Below are 20,433 nucleotides of genomic sequence, written 5' to 3'. Positions count from 1 at the left end.
CAACAAATTGAGTTAGAATAAGCAGTAATTTTTGTAAACCCCATAGGGTCAACCGTGGTCGAAAACGCTCAATTCTCCGCTCAATTTTTCCATCCCAAGTATTGGCTCATCTGGTTAGGTGTCGGCTTTATGCGTCTGACCCAGCTGCTGCCCCTGCGGGCCCAGATGAAATTGGGACTAGGCATAGGCCGCCTGGCCATGGCAATCGCCGGCAGTCGCGTCAATACCGCCAAGCGCAACATAGCACTCTGTTTCCCCGAAATGAGCCAGGCAGACCAGCAGCAACTCTTGACCCGCAACTTCGAAGAGACGGGCAAGGCGATCTTCGACATCGCCAACGCCTGGTGGTGGAGTGACGAGCGCATTCAGCGCCACATGACCATTAAAGGCCGCGAGCATGTTGAGCAGACCCTGGCCGCCGGACAGGGCGTGATCCTCTTCGCCGTACACTGTCTGCCGCTGGAGATGGGAGCACGCATCTTCGGCCAGTTTCAGCCGGGCATAGGCGTCTACCGCCCCCACAATAATCCGCTGATGGAATACCTTCAGGTTAAGGGACGTCTGCGCTCCAACAAGGGACTGGTGCCTAAGCGGGATCTCAGACAGATGGTGCGCAGCCTGCGCAATCCCGATGTGATCTGGTATACGGCGGATCAAGATTTCGGCCGTTCAAGCGCCGTATTTATCCCCTTCTTCGCCGTGCCTGAGGCAGCGACTATCACGGGTGCCACCACCCTCGCCAAACTCGGCAAGGCCAAGGTGCTGCCTTTCATTGTGGTGCGAAACGAAGATGACAAGGGTTACACCATAGAGATACAAACGCCGCTGGAAGACTTCCCCGGCGAGAACGAGCTGGAAGATGCCAATCGGGGTAACCGCATCATAGAAGAGATCATCGAACGCAGCCCAGCCCAATACATGTGGCTGCATAGACGCTTCAAGACCCGTCCCAATAAGGATGACCCGTCGCTCTATCGCTAGCCCGACTGCCAAGGGGTTAGTCGCTCGGTAACAGCCAGCCATTTAGGCTGGCTTTTTTATTTGCCGCACATCTTTGCACAACCCAACAAGTATCAAATCGACACAGATAAAACACACACTGTCCTTTTGACACATGGTGTCATTTTTACACTTTAACTTGATTGTCATTATGACAATTTAATAAGACACTAATATATTCTTATTCTATAACAATCAACAACTTAAAAGTATGGCACATTAGCTGCTACAGCAGGGTACTCCACACCTACAATATATTGCGCTGAGAGGCTCTATGAATAAACAACGGCTAACGGCGATAGCACTCTTGATAGTACTTATCGCTTCCTTCTCTGTACTGCTGAGCATAGGCAGTCAGATTTATCGCGAAAAACCCCCTATCCCCACCGCCTTTACCGATGTGCAGGGTCAACCCCTGTTCACTCAAAACGATATAGAGCGCGGCCAACTGGTTTGGCGCTCTATGGGCGGACACCAGCTAGGCTCTATCTGGGGTCACGGCTCCTACGTCGCCCCAGACTGGACCGCCGACTGGCTACACCGTGAGGCGCAGGCCTGGTTAGATATCACCGCCAAGGCGCAGTATGGCAGAAGCTTCAACGAGCTGGACTCGATCAAACAGGCCGGTCTTGAGCAGTCTCTGCGTGACGACCTACGTCGTAACACCCTGACTACCTCGGCCAATGGCGAGATACGCATCAGCCTCTCTGAAACCCGTATTCAGGCCATCGGCCAGGTCTCAGACCACTATCTGTCTCTGTTTGGCGACGATCCTAAGCTCTCTACTCTACGCGAACAGTATGCGATGAAGGAAGGCACAGTGCCTGACCTTGAACGTCGCCAACAGCTCAACGCCTTCCTCTTCTGGGGCGCCTGGGCCGCCATTACAGAGCGTGAAGGACAAGAGTATACCTACACCAACAACTGGCCTTTCGATCCTCAGCTGGGTAACACCCCAACCTCAGACAACATCGTCTGGTCTATCCTGAGTATCGTCACCCTTATCGCCGGTATTGGCGCCCTGGTATGGCACCACGCCTCAGGCAAGCATGAAGAGCTGCCTAAGCCAGCCGAGCAAGATCCTCTGTTCCTCAAGAAGCCTACCGCCTCACAAAAGGCCGTGGGTAAATACTTCGTCACCGCGGTCGGCCTCTTCCTGCTGCAGATCCTCTTAGGGGGCGTGACGGCGCACTACGCGGTAGAAGGGCAAAACTTCTACGGCATCCCACTGGCAGAGATACTGCCCTACTCGGTCACCCGTACCTGGCATACCCAGCTAGCGGTATTCTGGATCGCCACCGCCTGGCTCGGCACAGGCCTCTACATAGCGCCTGCGCTATCTGGATATGAGCCTAAGTTCCAACGCCTGGGCGTCAATGTCCTCTGGGTAGCCTTGGTTGTTGTGGTACTGGGCTCTATGGCCGGTGAATGGATCGGCGTGCAGCAGTACTTCGACCTGGATACCAACTTCCTCTTCGGCCACCAAGGCTATGAATATATCGACCTCGGCCGTGTCTGGCAGGTACTGCTACTGGCTGGCCTGTTGATCTGGCTAACCCTGGTCACCGCCGCCATGCGCCCAGCCCTTAAGATTCAAGGCGAGATGCGCCCTGTGATCTGGGTACTGTACGCCTCGTGTGTCGCCATCGGCCTCTTCTACGGTGCCGGCCTATTCATGGGCAAACACACCAACCTGGCCATCGCCGAATACTGGCGCTGGTGGGTCGTTCACCTATGGGTTGAAGGCTTCTTCGAGACCTTTGCGACCTCGGTGATCGCCCTGATGCTGGTTCGTCTGGGACTCATCCGTGCCCGCAGCGCCAACGGCGCCGTACTGTTCGCCACGGTTATCTTCCTCACAGGTGGTCTTATCGGTACCCTGCACCACCTCTACTTCACAGGTACACCAACGGGTGTGATCGCCTGGGGCGCCATCTTCTCGGCACTGGAAGTGGTTCCGCTAGCCCTCATCGGCTTCGAAGCCATCGAGAGTTACCGTATGCGTAACGCCAGCCCTTGGATGATCCGCTACAAGTGGGCCATCATGTTCTTCGTGGCTACCGCTTTCTGGAACTTAGTGGGTGCGGGCGTACTGGGCTTCCTGATCAACCCACCTATCTCGCTCTACTTCATCCAGGGTCTGAACACCACTGCGACCCACGGCCACGCCGCCTTCATGGGTGTGTACGGCATGCTGGGTGTAGGCCTGATGCTCTTCTGTCTGCGCGGTCTCACAGGCCAGATCCAGTGGAGCGACAAGCTGCTTAAGGGTGCCTTCTGGAGCCTGAATATCGGTCTGGCGGCCATGGTCTTCATGTCACTGCTGCCTGTGGGCCTGACTCAGTTCTTCGCCGTCATCGAAAACGGCTACTGGTTCGCCCGCTCACCAGAGGTGATCCACAGCCCACTGGTTGAAACCTTGGTATGGATGCGTGTCCCTGGTGACGTCATCTTCGGTGCAGGCGGCCTGTTCCTCGGCGCCTTCCTGTTCGACATCATCAGAAAAGCCATCGGCGCCAAAGGCACTCAAGCCATTGCCGATGCGCCGCTGTCGGCCAACGCATAACGCCTAACATCACTCGACAAAGGGGTCATATCGACCCCTTTTTACCCTCAATGCAAGTGTAAAAATGACAATAAACATTACTGTTAAATTGACATATACTAATTCCTAGTACAGCCGCAGCCTGCCGATGAAGAAGGATGTCCCTTGGCACTGGCGCGATATTTCGGAGACCCCATGGCATTAAGTCAAACCCAATTAACGCGGATGGCGTTAGATATCACCTCGGGATTGTCCAATCATGACAGGTTCTCACGCCTGCTCGACACCATCAGGGAAAGCATGCAGTGCGACGCCGCCGCGCTGCTGGAGTTTAAGGGTCAGCAGTTTACCCCATTGGCCATCAACGGCCTGAGTCCAGATGTACTGGGCCGCCGCTTCGTGCTCCATGAACACCCAAGGCTTGAGGCGATTGCCCGCGCCGGTGACGTGGTACGTTTTCCCGCCGACAGCGATCTGCCCGATCCCTACGACGGCCTGATCCCCAACCAGGGCGATAACCTCACGGTACACGCCTGTATCGGCCTGCCGCTGCTGGCCGATGGCAGCCTGATAGGCGCCGTCACCATTGATGGCTTCGATCCGGATCAGTTTAAGTCTTTCACCAACGAGCAGCTGCGGGGGATCAGCGCCATCGCCTCGGCGTCGCTCAACAACGCCCTGCTGATCGATAAGCTGGAGAAGCAGGCGCTGCAGGCCCAATGGGACAAGGGCGACAGCACTAGCCAGAGTAAGGAAGGCACCAAGGAGATCATCGGCCAGTCACAAGTGATGAACAATCTCAAGCAGGAGATCGCCGTGGTGGCGCCGACGGATCTCAACGTGCTCATCATGGGCGAGACAGGCACAGGTAAGGAGTTGATCGCCCATGAGATCCACCAGGGATCCATGCGCGCCGGCCAGCCGCTAGTCTACCTCAACTGCGCCGCCCTGCCCGAATCTGTGGCCGAGAGTGAGCTATTCGGTCATGTCAAAGGGGCCTTTACTGGCGCCGTCAGCAATCGCAGCGGTAAGTTCGAGATGGCCGATAAGGGCTCGCTGTTTCTCGATGAGATAGGCGAGCTACCGCTAACCCTACAGGCCAAGCTGCTAAGGGTGCTGCAATATGGCGATCTGCAAAGAGTCGGCGACGATCGCAGCCTCAAGGTGGATGTGAGGATCATCGCCGCCACCAACAAGAATCTGAAGAACGAGGTGCTGGCGGGACGCTTTCGCGCCGACCTCTATCACAGACTCAGCGTCTTCCCGCTGATCGCGCCGCCACTGAGAGAGCGTGAGCAGGACATTACCCTGCTGAGCGGCTTCTTCGTCGAGCGCTGCCGTCAGCAACTTGGGCTACAGACCCTGAGGCTCAGCCCGACCAGTCTTGCCATGCTGGAGTGCTACCAATGGCCCGGCAACGTCAGGGAACTGGAGCACAGCATCTACCGAGCGGCCATTCTGGCGAGGGCCCAGTCGTCCAGTAATAACGGCGTCATCAATCCCGAGCATTTCGAGTTCGCCAACCAGGCACCGCGCGCCGTCCAAAGCAGCGGTAAAACCTTGGCGCCGCAATTTAGCGGCAGCCTCAAGCAGGCGACCGAAGCCTTTCAGGCCGACTACATACGCCAAACCCTGAGTCAGCACGATAATAACTGGGCCGCCACCGCCAGGGATCTCGAGGTCGATTCGGGTAATTTACACCGCCTAGCAAAACGGATAGGGTTAAAGTAAGTCAATTTCAGAAAATACAATAAGATGCCAAGCCCGACACGCTATTCCCTGCTCGCCTCCCTGCTCAGCCTCATAGGCGTGAGCGTGAGTGCCATGGCCAGCGAGCCCAGCCTGGAGACGCTGGCCGCGCCCCTCTATCAGCTGGAGCAGCAACTGAGCCGGCACGAACTGGATAACGGCCTTAGCCTCTATCTGCTGGTGCTACCCAACAAGCAAAGCGTCGCCCTCTCCAGCCAGTTTGCGGTAGGCTCACGCAACGAACTCGAGGGGGAGTCGGGCTACGCCCACCTGTTCGAGCATATGCTGTTCAAGGGCAGCGAAAATGCCCCGGGCGACAGCTATGGCCAGACCATGAGCGCCAACAGCGGCTATTTCAACGCCAGCACCTTCTTCGATGCCACCAACTACTATGTCAACCTCCCCAGTCAGGCGTTAGAGCTGGCACTCTGGCTCGAGTCGGACCGCTTCATCCGCCCCCAGCTCAGCGACGAAACGGTGCGTAATCAACAGCAGACGGTACTCGAGGAGATGGCCACCACCATAGACAACCAGCCCTATATCCGCCCAGCCATGACCTTTCTACTCAATCAGGTTAAAGGCAGCCCCTATGGCCATGCGGTGATCGGCTCAGTTGACGATGTGTCGGCGGCCACGCCCGCCAGCCTGAATCGGTTCCACCATGACTTCTACCGCCCCGATGCCATGCAACTGGCCATCGTCGGCGACTTGCCGCCGCAAGCCTTATCTTGGGTAGATAAGTACTTCGGCAGTTGGCAGAAACCCAAGCGTCCCCTGGCGCACTTCTCACCGCTGGCCGTCGAGCGCCAGCCGGTGCGAGGCGAGATAGTCGATAGCCGCGGCCCCTGGCCTGGGCTGATGTTGGCCTGGCACACGGTAGGCGCCTTACATCCCGATGCCGCCGCCATCACCCTGGTCGAAGATTATCTGCTGCAGAACCGCACCAGCATGCTGGAGCAGATGAACCTCAAGGCGCCCGACACCCTGCTGCATTACTCTGTCCCCCTCTCCATGGAGCACCTTGGCGTGATGAACCTGATCCTGGTGCCCAGAGCCAAGATCTCCCTCGACGATCTCAGCCAGCGCATCACTGGCATGGTGGATACTCTGGCAAGCCAGGGGGTAACGCCGCTCGAGCTCGATCAACTCAAACGCCGTTGGCTACTCACCCAGCTGAGCAAGCTAGACAATGATGTCAGCCTGGCCAATCTGCTCAGCGCCAGCCAACAAAGGGATAGAGAACATCCCCTCACCGCCCCATGGGAGCGCATTGCGGCGGTAACTCAAGAGGATATCAAACGGGTCACCCAGTACTATCTAAGCCCCGGGTATGTTCGCCTCGAGCTGCTGCCCCCCTGGTATATTCGTTGGGGCAAGGCGATATTAGAGTGGCTGCCCGAAGGCCTGTCCGATTCACTGGAGGAGAAGGTGCTATGAGACCCATAAGCGTACTCCTCATCCTCATTGGCTGCCTCTGGAGTGGTGGCTGCCAGCAGACCCGCTTAAGCTTCACCCAGGTTGAAGCGCCTAAGGTACCGAGTTTTACCGCGCCGACCAATGCGCCGACGCTGGCGAAAAAAGAGTTTACGCCTTTGGCGCCGCCTGAGGTTATCTCGCTGTCAGACGAGCTAAGCCTGCATCTACTCCCCGGCACGCCCTCCCAGTTGGTAGGCATACACCTGCTAGCCGTGAGCCCGGATGCCCCCTATGAAAATCTCGATATTATGCATACGGCGCTGCAGCAGCTTAGCGTCAAACTGGCCAACCAGCACGACCTGCCCTGTATCGAAGGACTGACCATACACCCCAGCATCCATGGTCTCAGGCTCAGCCTCAAATGCCCGGCATCAGAATTGGCGCAGGCGGTCGATGTCTTGGCCCAGAGCTGGTCGTCAGACTCCTACGGCCAGCTTGATCTGCCGAGACTCAAACGCCAGCTGGCCCTGGATAAACATATCAGAGCCTTTAATGGCAGCGAGATAGAAGAGGTCTGGGCCGACAAGATCCTCGGCAGCGCTCATCCCTACAATAAGGCCCTGAATAACAGGGAGCTACAGCAAAGCCTGGATAAGCCTCAGCTGCTGGCCTTACTCGAACAAACCAAGGCCCAGAGCCAATGGCATCTACTACTGGAGGGCGTTCCTCAGGTGGAAAACAGCTTAAGGGAGCAGCTTACCGCAAGCCTGAGCCAGCTAGGTGCCGCGCAGAGGCAGGAAGAGCGCTTCGTCGATACCTTTAGTCCCTATGGCAAGCAGCTGTTTGTTATCGATGCGCCGGGCACGGTACAGACTCAGGTGCGGATCGGCTATCACCTGCCTATGGGACTAGCTGACCAAGAGGATTCGGTGTTTGCCTGCGAAGCCCTGAGTCGCTGGCTCGGCCGTAGCTTCTCCGGCCGCCTCTACTTCGATCTCAGGGAGCAGAGGGGGCTTACCTATGGCATCTATGGCCGCTGCTTTAACAATCCTATGGCGCGCATCCTAAAATATTACGGCGCCACCCAACAGCAGCATACGGGCGCCTTTATTCGTGGCATCATAGATCACTTGGCACTGGCGGCCGAAGCCCCGCCTTCAGCGGCCGAGCTCGCCGCGCTGAAGACCTCGCAGTTTAGCCAGATAGCTCTGCGCCAGGACGATCCTGGCCATCGCATAGAAGATTACAGCCAGGCCATTGCACGCCAAGCAGGCAGCGACGCTATGGCAGCGCGACTCAAACGCTGGCAAACGTTAACCCCAGAGGCGCTGCAAGCCTTGGCACAAGCGCACTTTGGCCAAGAGCCCGTAATTGTTATCCGCGGCGATCTAGCACGTATCAGGCCGGATCTCGAAGAGAAGCTACCCGAGTGGCAGCTCAAGGTCACCTCGGTAGACTAACCTCATTCCAATAATTAGGCGCTAAAGAGAGGGCGCTAAAGATTAGGCGTTACAGAGAGGGCGCTAAAGATTAGGCGTTACAGAGAGGGCGCTAAAATGAGGCGACAAGCTGTCGCCTCTGTGCTGCTCATCTTCTACCAACATCTTCTCCCCACATCTTCATCCCACATCAGCTGCCGTCTGACGCAAAGGCACAGGACACGCTATGCCTGATCACGAGTAAGGGGTCTGATCCCTGCCCGAAAGGATATAAGTCATAAGTTATCGCCTCTTGATATTAATTCCTTCTTATATAGAATATGAACAAATAAACGAGCGTTTAATAATTTAGTCATAATAAAGTCTTACGCTCGAAAAAATAAACAAACCCTATTAGTAACAAAGTAGTACATTATAAATCTCATAAGGACATGAAATGTATAATGGTGAATTATTTACCCTAAGCCGGTCGCCGAAAAATATTCAGCTGTTAAAGAATATTTCTGGGCTACTCAATTTAAAGGTTAATGCCAGCATTACGCCGCTAGCGGCCTGGCACAACCCACAGAAAGCCCCCAAGATTCTGTTTCATTTCCTCAAAGACGTTCACGGCGAACTCGGTCAGATAGATCCTGAGCTTCTGTCGGCAGGCAAACATATCGCCATCTGCGAAAACCTCTCGATGGATGATGAGTTAACCCTAATAAAACATGGATTTAGTGGTGCAACCAAGGCGTGCAGCCCGGCACACGCCATCATGCAGATGCTCGACAATGTGCTCGAGGGCAACCTGTTTTTTAGCCTGAGCGCCCTGTCGCACTATATTCAGACACAGCAAAAACCCGCTAAAGCCTCAGAGCAACATGCACTGTTTCAAGGGATCACCAAGAAAGAGAAAGAGGTGCTGTCTTTTATCTGTAAAGGCCTGAGTAACTCAGAAGCCGCAAATAAAATGAACGTTTCAATAAATACCATCAAGATGCATTTACAAAACATTTACAAAAAAACCGATTGTAAGAGCCGAGGACAACTCCTGGTTAAATATAATCAGTTATAGGCAGGAAAATAATAACAACGGGTAGGTTCAGCGAGGCAATATTATTCCTAGGGATAATTGAGACACTAAGGTATGACGATAAAATAACCGAGTCTTAATTATATATTCTCAAGGAGAAAAGAGATGTTAAAGAAAAAGCAACGTGGTCAAGGTATGACCGAATATATCATCATTGTCGCACTGATTGCCGTGTCTGCCATCGGGGTATACAGCTTCTTCGGTAAGACGATCCGTAACCAGGTCGCCGGTCTGTCTGCCGAAATGTCAGGTCAAAGCGCCGACGGTCAAATTGGTCAAGCACAAGGCGCTGCCACCGCAGCAAATGGTGTTGCCAACCAGGATTACAACCTAGGCACATACGACCAAGCTGCAAACAGCAGCGCTGGTGGTACCAACTAACCCAATAAGCGTTAAACCTGTTTTGGGGTCAAGACTGTTTTGGGGTCAAGACTGTTTTGGGGTCAAGACTGTTTTGGGGTCAAGACGAAGGCAAGTGCTAAGGCACTTGCCTTTCCATAAATCATAAAAGGAACTTATGGTGAAAAAGATACACATACAAGGTCAGGGCATGACCGAATATATCATCATAGTCGCCTTAATCGCCGTCTCGGCAATTGGCGTCTACAGCTTCTTCGGCAAGACGGTGCGTAATCAAGTCGCCGGCCTTTCCGCCGAGGTCTCAGGGCAGAGCGCTAACGGTCAAATAGGTCAAGCACAAGGCGCAGCCACCGCAGCAAATGGTGTGGCCAACCAGGATTACAACCTAGGTAACTATGACCAAGGGGCGAATAGTTCCAGTGGTGGTACCGGCTCAGGTACCGGCTCAGGTAGTGGCTCAGGTAGCGGCGTAGATTAACCCCAGCCTTTCGACTAGCCAAGAGACTCCTATGAAACCAAATACCATGCGCTCCAAACAGCGAGGGCAGGCCATGGCATTGTCTTTAATGCTGATGTCGCTCGCACTCATGTCTGTGCTCTACAGTTTTAATACAACCAAGGTCAATCTCAACGCGACCAAGCTGCAGAATACTGCCGACAACACGGCCTACAGCGTCGCGACCTTTGCCGCCCGAGATTTCAACTTCAAGGCCTATACCAACCGTGCATCTGTCGCGAATCAAGTCGCCATCGCCCAGATGGTCGGGCTCTCCTCCTGGTTCAACATGACAGACCAATTCGCACAAAATGCCTGCACAACCCTCTGCTGGGTACCTTATCTTGGCCAGGTGCTCGCAGGCATCGAGAAGGCGGTCGGCACCATCAACCAGGTGGCGCAACCCGTATTTGAAGGCTTGATCTACGCCGAAGATGCCATCCTGTGGACCTTGAGCAGCTCACAACAGGTTATCCACTACGCTGGCATGGCCTCTAGCATCGAATCAGCCGGCAAGGTGGTCAAAGCCAATGATAGCGATGCCAGGCTGGATCTGGCGCAAAATCCACTACTGTTTGTCGATGTGAAAGATACCTGGATATCGTTCCAGAAGCGCCATAGCCGCAACCCCAATAGCAAAGAGACCCAGTTTAAAGATTTCATCGGTGTGACTCTGGCGTCACGCGATCCCTTCAGTAAAAACAGAACCTATAAACTTGGGGGGATCTGGTCGATGACCGTCTTCCCTATACGTTGGAAGACCCAGAAAACCGGTGGTAGCGATCTGATAGCCTACGACGATAGGCAGGCTGAATCCTGGACCTCTATGGATACCATCAGCTTCCACCTCTCCAAGTTTCGCTGTAGTTGGTCCGGTTGCCGTTGGCGCGGATACAGAGAGATCCCGCTCGGCTGGGGCTCAACCAGCTCGGATGATCGCGCCGATATTCCCCGCGAAGGTGATCGCCAAACCTGGGGCAGCAGTCGCCGCATCAACCGTACTGCATCCCAATACGCGGGTTACGCCCAGCAAACCCGCGGCGATTACAATGGTGTCCGCCCCTTCTTCGGTCTCTCAAGCAGCGCCAACAAGAAGAGTCAGACGGATAACATCGCCATTGTAGTCTCTAAAAAACGCAACAATGTCGGCACCTCAAGCAGTGTGCAACTGGTGGGCGATGGCCTTAACCCGGCAAAAGACGAAGAGATGCTCGGCAATCGCATGTCGGCCCTGGCGACAGCGCAGGCCTACTACTCACGCCCAAGAGATCTGATGCAAATCACCTCCTCCTGGGCTAGACGAGATGGCCGCCACGAATATGGCAACCTCTATAACCCTTTCTGGCAGACCCGTCTGACCGACTCCACCAACGGCGAGCGCAGCACAGTGCTGGCCTTAACGAGGATGCTCTAATGGCCAACAGACAAAAGGGCCAAGCGTTGGTCGAGAGTGTCGTAGGGCTCAGCTTTGTGATTGTCCCCCTGCTGATCATCTTCCCCTTACTGGCTAAGGTCTCTAGCGCCCAGCACAGGGCAGATCAGGCCGCGCACTATAACGCCTGGGAACGCACCGTTTGGAAAGAGGGACGCCCCGACAGAATGCCAAGCCGCAGCGGCCTCTATGTGGCCATTCGCTCAGATGAAGAGCAGATGCAATACCTGCCCTGGCGCTTCTACCAGCAAGATGGCCGCAAGATAGCGACCCGCCAAAAGGATCAATGGAGCTGGGACAATAATGTCCACCCGCTCCTCAAGTATCCCCTCAAGCGCGACGGCACAAATAGTCTGCTGTTAAAGAACCTGCAGGAGTCGGCCAAGGATGAACAGGAGCTGGCCAGAATTAGCGGTAGCCAGCAAGGTTCTGGAACACCTGGGACCTACGGCGCAAGTGTCGAGCGAGCCGTCGGCATGCTCTCTTTTACCGGCTTTAAACTGCCCAGAGATCAGTTCTATCGCACCCAGGTCAAGACAGATCTGGAAAACCTCGAAATGAGTCCATTCGACCAACTAAACCTAAGCGTCGAGGGTCAAAGCGCCCTGCTCGCCTCAGGCTGGAACGCCGCCGGCCCCTACCATGTGAAGAACCGGGTAAGACGATTGGTGCTGACCAACTATATGGACGTTGGCGTGATCCGCACCGCCCAGAACCTCATTGGCATTATCCCCTTCGGCAAGGAGATCAAGTCCAACTCGCTGAAGCTAGGTTTCGTCGAACCCGATGTGCTGCCCGCCGACCGCCTATGTACCTATGGCACCAAGAACTGTGGAGGCTGACCCCATGAAATCGCTTTTCCCCCTTATTCTCATCCTATTCACCGGCCATACACAGGCAAGCGACTGGCCTGAAGTAAATTTTCCCGACACCGCCAAGGTAGAGATAGTCGCCGATGAGATGCGCTACAACGGCTACCCCATGAAGACCTGGGTGGTCAAAGACACTCAGACCCAGGCCCAGCTGGCGGCCTTCTTTACTAAGGCCTGGCAGAAAGATAGCGAACGCTTCGACTCCCGCCCCTTTAACGGCGACTTAGTGATCAACAGTCTGCAACCCCCTTATCTGCTGACCGCCCGCATCAGCCAGCAGTTAGATGGCGTCACCGCCTTTGTCGGCATCACTAAGAACATGGAAGAAAATGAACTGGCTAAGGTTAGACGCAACACCTTCCCCCAGCCCAGCGGCGCGACCGTGCTGTCAGATATAGCCTCGACCGACCTCTACAAGCAGGGGCGCACTATCGTGCTGAGCAGCACTCGTAGCCTGGCCAGTAACTATCACTACTACCGCCGCCACTATCAGCAGCGAGGCTGGGTGGAAGAGACCGCCATACTCGATACCCAATCGGGCAAGGCCGCCCTTCAGATGAGCCAGGGAACCAATAGCGTCGATATCAGTTTCGACACCCGAAATTCGCAAGTTTACATAGTTGCCAATCAAGTGAAACAAGGATGATGAACCCATGCAGTTAAGCAACACCCGCTGTCGGGGCCAGGCCAGCGTCGAATACCTGGTGGTATGCGGCGCCTTAGTCGCCGCCCTGCTCACCCCCGTCAGCAATGATGACAATGTGCTAGACCTCTGCGCCGATGCCCTCACCGAGTGGTATACGGCGTTTGCCTATACGAAATCGCTCTCGATACTCCCCAACTAACTTCAGGTTTAACGATGAAATTAAAATCAATTGACTTCAATTGGGTGCTGCTAGTTATTGCCTTGATCTTAGGTGGTATTTCGGCCTGGGCGACCAAGAACTACTTCATAGCCAAAGAGCAGGAACTCAGAGATGAGTTAACCAAGGACAACATTGCGATGGCCGACGTGATCGTCGCCACCCAGCCACTGAAAAAGGGCGACATCATCTCCCAGGCCAACATGTCTGTGCGTCAAATCCGCGCCGATACCCTGCCCCTGGACGCCATACACCCCAGCCGCTTCGGCGAGGTCTCAGGTCAGATGTTGCTACAACCCATGGCACCGGGTCGCCCGCTGATCGAAACCTATCTGCCCGGCATGCGCGTGGCGCAGTTCTCCGACATTCTTAAAGAGGGCCAACGTGCCGTCACCATAGATATCGATGAGATTAACTCGAGTGCCGGCATGCTGGTGCCCTCGGATCATATCGATCTGCTGCTCTCCTTCAAAGAAGAGGGGCGCGATGGCGAGCGAAAACGACTCCAGCTGCTACTGGAGGATGTCACTGTGCTGGCCACAGGCAGACGCAGCATAGATGTCAATCCCGAGTTGGTCGACACCCTATACGACAACCCGAACGCCTATAACACAGTCACTCTAGCGCTATCGGTCAACGACGCGGCACGCGTCTCACTGGCAAAACAGAAAGGCGATTTTGTCACCCTGCTGAGAAATCAGAAGGAGTCTAGCGCGCTGGAGTTTATCTCTATGCATGAAGGCCAACTGTTTAATCGCGATGAGGAAAACCACGAGCTTGCCGTTGAGGTGATCACCGGTGGCAGTGGCATCAAAACCAGTACCCAAACCTACCCGCTTCCCAAAGAGATGCTAGAGCAACTCAGCCAACAAAAAGATAAAGCCGTACTATGAAAACATTGAAAATTGTCGCATTTTTTTGGATATGTCTACTGCTGCCCGCGTCCAGCATGGCGCACAACAACCGCCCCATGAAGCTCTATGTCGGCGCAGTCGAACTCTATAAGGCCGCCAACGTCGAGCGTATCGTCGTGGGTAACGGCAAGGTGCTCAGCGCCAAGGTCGTCGATAACAAGGGCGTCTTGCTGATCGGCGAGGCTCCGGGCAATACCGACCTGCAGCTATGGCAGAAAGATGGCAAGCTGATCAAGCTCAGCCTCACCGTCACCCCAGACAACAGCCTGCGCACCACCACCATGGTCAAGAAGATGCTCGCCGCCTTCCCGTCGCTCACCGTTTCGGAGAGCGATGGCCTGATCATAGTTCAGGGCGAAGCCGACCTTGCCCAGAAGGAGCAGCTGGAGAAGATCCTCGAAGGCGATCCCAACGTCGTCTCCCTGGTGAAATACCTCAAGTTTGCCAAGACAATGTCACCCATGGTGAAGATGCAGGTCAAGATAGTCGAGTTCAACAAGTCGACCCTCAACAACGTCGGCATCAAGTGGGAAACCTCCATGGCTGGTCCGGCATATGGCGTGGCCAAGGGCTTTACCGCCAACCCTATCTTCAACGTCGCCTCACCCGGCCAATACACAGAGGCGATCACCAAATCCATTACCGAGAACATAGGCGTCTTAGATACCCGTGGCTGGAGCTCGCTGGGTATCGTCTCGGGTATCGGCAGCCAGATCCAATTGCTATCTGAAAAGGGCGATGCCCGCCTGCTGGCGCAGCCTAATCTGACCACCCGCAGCGGCGAGTCGGCCAGCTTCCTGGCCGGTGGCGAGTTCCCTATCCGCAGCGTCAGCGGCCTCGGCGCCGTGGATGTCGAATATAAAGAGTACGGTATCAAGCTGGATATCGAGCCCGTGGTAGACGAGCAACAAAACATCGTCAGCCGGGTCATGGCCGAGGTCAGCTCAATCGATCCTTCTGTGGCTGTCGATGGTGTGCCAGGCATGCTGACCCGCCGCACCGAGTCTGTGATCAACGTGAAGAACAACGAGACCATAGTGATCTCAGGCCTGGTCAACAGTGAAATGTCCAAGATAGTCAACAAGTTCCCTCTGCTTGGCGATATCCCCATCCTGGGTGAACTCTTCAAGTCCCGCGACTTTAAAGACGACAAGACAGAGTTGGTCATCTTCGTCACCCCAGTGGTGGTCTATCCCGGGCAGGAGGAGCATGACACTCAACTCAATCGCGGCCTGGAGATGGCGGAAGAAGCCACCAAGCTCGAAGCTTTCTACATCTTGGACTAGGAGCAGCTCATGTTTAACATCTTAGTCAGCACCACCAAGGGCACCAAGGTCGGCGAGTTTCAATGTATCCACCGCGAATGCCATGTGGGTAAAGATCCCGATCAGCTGATCGTCCTTCGGGGCTTTAAGATCTCCAAGCATCACGCCACCCTGCGGCAAAATGAGGAGGGGATCTTCATCGTCGACAACAAGAGCCGTACCGGCGTACGCGTGAACGACGAGAAACATCAGGAGTTCGGTCCCCTCACCCTCAACGACAAGATTCAGGTGGGCGATTATCAACTCAGGGTACAGAGCAGCGATCCGCAATTTCAGGCAAGTGCCCCCGCCGAGACGCCACCGCCACCTGCAGCGCCCGTCGTGGCATCAGCCGCTCCCGTGGCCGCTGCAGCCGTAACCTCTGCCGAGGCGCAGCCTCCAATAGTGACGGAGCAGAGCGCCCAGATTCAGAGACGCAACGAGTGGCGCCGCAAGGTGCATACCGAGCTACTCAAGCAGATGGATCTACGCCGGGTTAACGTTAACGAGATGAGTGATACCGAGCTGCGCGCACAGAGTGAGGTGCTGCTCAAGCAGATCATCGACAACTTTAAGTTACCCGACGATATCGAGATCTCGGCGCTGACCAAAGAGGTATTGGACGAGACCATAGGCCTAGGGCCGCTCGAGGGGCTGATTGCCGACCCGGATGTCACTGAGATCATGGTCAACAGCCATGATCAGATCTTCTATGAGAAGGCGGGTAACCTCTACCTGTCGGATATCGCCTTCTCCGACGATCAGGCAGTACTCGGCGCCATCGAACGAATCGTGACCCCCATAGGCCGACGTATCGATGAGAGCTCCCCCATGGTGGATGCCCGCCTCAAGGATGGTTCCCGCGTGAATGCGGTGATCCCCCCGCTGGCACTCAAGGGGCCCTGCATCACCATACGTAAATTCATGCAGCGACGCCTGAGCTGCAACGATCTGGTGGCCTTTGGCTCCATGAGCCAGGCCATGGCGGAGTTTCTTGAGATCGCCGTGAAGCAGAAGCGCAACGTCGTCATCTCCGGGGGGACTGGCTCGGGTAAGACTACCCTGCTGAACGTACTGTCTAACTTCATTCCAGACAATGAACGTATCGTTACGGTGGAAGATGCCGCCGAACTTCAGCTCTATCAGCCTAACCTGGTCTCCCTTGAGGCCCGTCCCCCTAACCAGGAGGGCAAAGGTGCCATCGAGATCCGCGATCTGGTGAAGAACTGCCTACGGATGCGTCCCGATCGCGTGGTGATCGGTGAGTGTCGTGGCGGTGAGGCGCTCGACATGCTGCAGGCAATGAACACGGGTCACGACGGCTCGCTCACCACGGCCCACTCCAACTCGCCAAGAGACTGTATCTCACGTCTCGAGGTGATGGTGATGATGGCGGGAATGGATCTACCTGTCACGGCGATCCGCGAGCAGATCACCTCGGCGGTCAACATCATAGTGCAGCAGTCACGCTTCTGTGACGGCTCGCGCCGAGTCACCAGCATCTGTGAAGTTACTGGCATCGAAGGCACTGTGGTGCAACTGTCGGAGATCTTCAAATTCCAGCAGACCGGCTTCGACGAGCAGGGCAAGGTACAGGGCTATTACACCGCAACCGGCACTCTGCCCGAGTTTTACGAACAGCTAAGAAAACAAGGGATCGCCGTACGTTTGGATATCTTCGACAAGGATAGCCGCTATGAGTAGTCCGTTAATCGCCGCCATACTGGCGTTCGCCTCGGTCACCATGCTGGTGTGGGCGCTTAAGCACCTGTCGACACGCTTCGCCAAACGCTATCAGGAAACCTTTACCAGCTCGGCCCGCACCAACCTGTTCGATATGTTCCTGTTTATCGAACCTAGGCAGCTGTTTGTCATCAACATGCTGACCCTGTTGGCGGTGCCTTTTTTGGTGCGGCTCTTCTTCGGCTCCTGGGTGCTGGGGATATTACTGAGTATCGCGCTGGCGCTGCTGCCACGCTTCGCCTATCAGTTCCTGCATAAGCGCCGTCGCCGCAAGTTTGTCCACCAGCTGCCCGATGCACTCAATATGATCGCATCTTCGATGCAGTCGGGGGCCAACGTCAGCAACGCCATCGAATTTATGGCCGAAGAGATGGAGGCGCCGATCAAACAGGAGTTTCAGCTCTTCCTGCGCGAGCAGCGCCTGGGGGTGGAGTTCAACACGGCGCTGGACAACATGTTTAAGCGTATCCCCGAAGAGGAGTTTCAGCTGGTAACCGCCGGCATGCAGATCTCCCGTGAGGTCGGGGGCAACCTAGCCGAGGTGCTACAACGCCTCTCCGCCACCTTGCGACGCAAGATAGAGATGGAAGGCAAGATAGATGCCCTAACCTCCCAAGGCAAGATGCAGGGCATAGTGATGACCCTGCTGCCCGTCTTTATCGGCGTAGTGCTCTATCACATGGAACCCTCCGCCATGGGCCGTATTCTCACCGAGCCTATGGGGTGGGCCCTGATTGCCCTGGTCATCATCATGCTCACCAGTGGCTACCTGTCGATCCGTAAGATCGTCGCGATAGACGTATAGGGAAAATCATGGTCAATCTTATTGTCGCCTGCTTCGTGATCTCCTTCGTTTTCCTGACCGTAAGCTGCGCTCGCATCTACCACAGAGTACCGAAGGAAAACCGTGAATTTATGGACCCGCTATCGCCGGGTCTTAAGCTTATCTGGCCCCTGGTGCGCCTGTTGGCCTTCTATGTCAGTGAGAACCTCAGCGTCGATTATCTGGAGCGGGTTTCCAAGAAGCTCCAGGTCTCAGGGTTATCTTACATAATGACCGCCGAGCAATACTTTGCCATCCGCATCCTGAGCACCCTGTTTAGCCTGGGACTGACGCTCATATGTAGCGCCATGCTTGACGCCTATGTGCCTCAATATCTGCTGCTGGCCGCCGTATTCGGTTACTTTCTGCCTGTGATGACCCTCAACGATCTGCGTAAGAAACGCCAGGGGCTGATCGTCAAGAGCCTACCCGTGTATCTGGACTACCTCACCATGTCGATCGAGGCGGGCCTCAACATGACGGGCGCCCTCAGCCAGGCGGTCGAGCGCGGTCCAGCCGGACCACTGCGCATCGAGTTTGAGAAGGTAATTCGCGACATGCGCGCCGGTATGTCACGTGCCCAGGCGTTTCGTAACATGGCCGATCGTGTACAGGTGACCGAGGTCAACAGCCTCGTCAGCGCCCTGGCACAGGCAGAAAGAACCGGTGCCAGCCTGGGCCAGACACTGAGGATCCAGTCGGATCAACGCCGAATAGAGCGTTTTCAGCGCGCCGAGAAGAAGGCTCTGGAGGCACCGGTCAAGCTGGTCTTCCCGCTGATCGTCTTCATCTTTCCCGTGACCTTTATGATCTTGGCCTTCCCGATTGCCATGAAGTTTATGTACGAGCTCTAACATGAAGAAAACCACACTGAAAACCCCAAACGGACAGGCGATCACCGAAGTCTTCGTGGCCGATACTCCCTGGCTCAGACTCAGAGGACTGTTAGGTCGTCGCCCCCTCTCTCACGAGCAAGGGATGCTTATCGCTCCCTGCAGCTCGGTGCATACCCTGGGGATGCGCTATGCGCTGGATATCGTCTACCTCAATAAAAACAACAAGGTGCTTAAGATCACCCGAAATCTTAAGCCCTGGCGCAGCAGTGCTTGTCGAGGTGCCACCCAGGTTTTGGAGCTGGCGGCAGGCAACTCCACCCACAAACAGATAAAACCCGGAGATATTTTGACATGGGCAAACTAATACGCCTCTCGCTATTCGTCGCCGTTACTGCTTTACTCGGCGCCTGTTCGACTACGCCTCAGAAGCCTGAGCACAAGGGCAATGAGCAGATCATGGCGATTCAGTCTCAGGCGGAGCATGCCTACAAACTGGCCATGTTGGATCAGGCGGAGAGCCTCTATCTCGAGGTGCTAAAGAGCGTGCCTAACTATGCGCCCGCCTGGTTTCGCCTAGGTAACATCTATACCCGTACCAACCGTCATGAAGCAGCCATCGCCGCCTATCGACGTTGCATCGAGCTAGAGCCAAACAACCAGAAGGCCTGGTACAACATGGGATTGGTGCGTATCAAGCAGTCCACCAATGCGCTCAATACCGCCAGCAACCAGGGCGATGCCGACTCTGCCGTGGGCCGTCAAATCAAGGCGCTGCTCGACGCCCTCAATCAGCTGCAGAGCCAGCCACAAACGACGGCGCAGGCGGGGCTATGATAGCGGCACGCTCGAAACAGCGAGGGCAGAGTATGTTTGAGTTCAGCCTTGCCCTGCCGTTTCTTATTCCCATCATTCTGGTTGCCATGATGTTGATCGTGCAGTGGGCCTTTATCTACACCAGCAAGAGCACCCTGGATGCGGCCACGGTTGCCGCCGTCCGGGCCGGCACCCTACACCATGGCAATATTGACGAGATGCGCAAGGGGCTGGCCCAGGGGATGATGCCGCTATTTGCCCACGGCACGGGCACGAGTGACACGGTTCAGGCCTTCGCCAAGGCAAGACTCGCCACCTTGGTACAAAGTCAAATAACCATACTCAGCCCTGACAGGGAAACCTTCGACCGCTTCAAGGTACGAAGTCGATATGACACAGGCTCTCGCTATGAGATCCCCAACAACAACCTGATGTTTCGTGACCCAGCCCCCAAGAACGTGGGCAATAACCGACAACTGAATGTGCAGGACGCCAACCTGCTGCAGATAGAGGTGCGCTGGTGCCAAAAGCTGATCGTCCCCTTTGCCAACTACATCATTAAGGAGATAGTCACCTCCCCCCTCTATAACCCAAGCCGGGAACAGCTGGCCTGCAACGTGCTGGGATTGGCAACGGGTGATACGTATTTGGCAATCACGGCTCAGGGACTGATGCGTATGCAGACACCATTTCGAATGTAAGCTCAGCGAAACAGCTAAACCGAATATTCAATACCAAACAAGAATTCTGGACC

General features: G+C 55.4%; 20 protein-coding genes. All 20 read left to right on the top strand.

Annotated elements, in window-relative coordinates; genetic code table 11:
- Nucleotides 1–54: 54 nt before the first annotated feature.
- Complete coding sequence (locus K0H80_RS03345; protein ID WP_220073085.1) at nt 55–981, top strand: LpxL/LpxP family Kdo(2)-lipid IV(A) lauroyl/palmitoleoyl acyltransferase; 927 nt, start codon at nt 55–57, stop codon at nt 979–981.
- A gap of 292 nt (nt 982–1,273) precedes the next feature.
- On the top strand, nt 1,274–3,565 hold the full coding sequence (locus K0H80_RS03340; protein ID WP_220073084.1) for a nitric-oxide reductase large subunit: 2,292 nt from the start codon (nt 1,274–1,276) through the stop codon (nt 3,563–3,565).
- A 174-nt stretch (nt 3,566–3,739) separates the two neighbouring features.
- Nucleotides 3,740–5,275, top strand: coding sequence for a nitric oxide reductase transcriptional regulator NorR (norR, locus tag K0H80_RS03335; RefSeq protein WP_220073083.1), 1,536 nt, complete (start codon nt 3,740–3,742; stop codon nt 5,273–5,275).
- 24 nt (nt 5,276–5,299) lie between these two features.
- Nucleotides 5,300–6,730: a M16 family metallopeptidase gene (locus K0H80_RS03330; RefSeq protein ID WP_220073082.1), complete on the top strand. Its 1,431-nt coding sequence runs from the start codon at nt 5,300–5,302 to the stop codon at nt 6,728–6,730.
- Complete coding sequence (locus K0H80_RS03325) at nt 6,727–8,169, top strand: M16 family metallopeptidase (RefSeq protein WP_220073081.1); 1,443 nt, start codon at nt 6,727–6,729, stop codon at nt 8,167–8,169. Before K0H80_RS03330 ends, K0H80_RS03325 begins: the two co-directional genes overlap by 4 nt.
- A 415-nt stretch (nt 8,170–8,584) precedes the next feature.
- The gene (locus K0H80_RS03320) at nt 8,585–9,205 is read left to right on the top strand and encodes a helix-turn-helix transcriptional regulator (RefSeq protein ID WP_011864459.1); all 621 of its coding nucleotides are present in this window, start codon (nt 8,585–8,587) and stop codon (nt 9,203–9,205) included.
- Between the two features lie 123 nt (nt 9,206–9,328).
- Nucleotides 9,329–9,604: a Flp family type IVb pilin gene (locus K0H80_RS03315; RefSeq protein WP_011864458.1), complete on the top strand. Its 276-nt coding sequence runs from the start codon at nt 9,329–9,331 to the stop codon at nt 9,602–9,604.
- Between the two features lie 136 nt (nt 9,605–9,740).
- Entirely contained in the window at nt 9,741–10,061 is a 321-nt protein-coding gene (locus K0H80_RS03310) for a Flp family type IVb pilin (protein WP_220073080.1), read from the top strand.
- A gap of 31 nt (nt 10,062–10,092) precedes the next feature.
- Complete coding sequence (locus K0H80_RS03305) at nt 10,093–11,493, top strand: hypothetical protein (RefSeq protein WP_258406163.1); 1,401 nt, start codon at nt 10,093–10,095, stop codon at nt 11,491–11,493.
- The gene (locus tag K0H80_RS03300; protein WP_220073079.1) at nt 11,493–12,353 is read left to right on the top strand and encodes a hypothetical protein; all 861 of its coding nucleotides are present in this window, start codon (nt 11,493–11,495) and stop codon (nt 12,351–12,353) included. Before K0H80_RS03305 ends, K0H80_RS03300 begins: the two co-directional genes overlap by 1 nt.
- 4 nt (nt 12,354–12,357) lie before the next feature.
- Nucleotides 12,358–13,029: a hypothetical protein gene (locus tag K0H80_RS03295; protein ID WP_220073078.1), complete on the top strand. Its 672-nt coding sequence runs from the start codon at nt 12,358–12,360 to the stop codon at nt 13,027–13,029.
- 7 nt (nt 13,030–13,036) lie between these two features.
- Nucleotides 13,037–13,228: a hypothetical protein gene (locus K0H80_RS03290; RefSeq protein ID WP_011864453.1), complete on the top strand. Its 192-nt coding sequence runs from the start codon at nt 13,037–13,039 to the stop codon at nt 13,226–13,228.
- Between the two features lie 14 nt (nt 13,229–13,242).
- Complete coding sequence (cpaB, locus tag K0H80_RS03285) at nt 13,243–14,139, top strand: Flp pilus assembly protein CpaB (RefSeq protein WP_220073077.1); 897 nt, start codon at nt 13,243–13,245, stop codon at nt 14,137–14,139.
- Entirely contained in the window at nt 14,136–15,446 is a 1,311-nt protein-coding gene (locus K0H80_RS03280) for a type II and III secretion system protein family protein (protein ID WP_220073076.1), read from the top strand. Before cpaB ends, K0H80_RS03280 begins: the two co-directional genes overlap by 4 nt.
- Nucleotides 15,447–15,455: 9 nt before the next feature.
- Nucleotides 15,456–17,168, top strand: coding sequence for a TadA family conjugal transfer-associated ATPase (locus K0H80_RS03275; protein WP_220073075.1), 1,713 nt, complete (start codon nt 15,456–15,458; stop codon nt 17,166–17,168).
- Nucleotides 17,161–18,012, top strand: coding sequence for a type II secretion system F family protein (locus K0H80_RS03270; protein WP_220073074.1), 852 nt, complete (start codon nt 17,161–17,163; stop codon nt 18,010–18,012). Before K0H80_RS03275 ends, K0H80_RS03270 begins: the two co-directional genes overlap by 8 nt.
- Before the next feature lie 8 nt (nt 18,013–18,020).
- Nucleotides 18,021–18,884, top strand: a complete 864-nt coding sequence (locus K0H80_RS03265) for a type II secretion system F family protein (RefSeq protein WP_011864448.1) — start codon at nt 18,021–18,023, stop codon at nt 18,882–18,884.
- Between the two features lies 1 nt (nt 18,885).
- Nucleotides 18,886–19,230: a DUF192 domain-containing protein gene (locus K0H80_RS03260; RefSeq protein ID WP_011864447.1), complete on the top strand. Its 345-nt coding sequence runs from the start codon at nt 18,886–18,888 to the stop codon at nt 19,228–19,230.
- Nucleotides 19,218–19,700: a tetratricopeptide repeat protein gene (locus tag K0H80_RS03255; RefSeq protein ID WP_011864446.1), complete on the top strand. Its 483-nt coding sequence runs from the start codon at nt 19,218–19,220 to the stop codon at nt 19,698–19,700. Before K0H80_RS03260 ends, K0H80_RS03255 begins: the two co-directional genes overlap by 13 nt.
- 32 nt (nt 19,701–19,732) lie before the next feature.
- Nucleotides 19,733–20,380, top strand: a complete 648-nt coding sequence (locus K0H80_RS03250; protein WP_220073073.1) for a pilus assembly protein — start codon at nt 19,733–19,735, stop codon at nt 20,378–20,380.
- Nucleotides 20,381–20,433 lie beyond the last annotated feature (53 nt).

The organism is Shewanella aegiceratis, assembly GCF_019457495.1.
Classification (GTDB): Bacteria; Pseudomonadota; Gammaproteobacteria; order Enterobacterales; family Shewanellaceae; genus Shewanella; species Shewanella loihica.
Note: the sequence above shows the minus strand (reverse complement) of the source record. Positions and strands in the feature narration are given on the sequence as shown.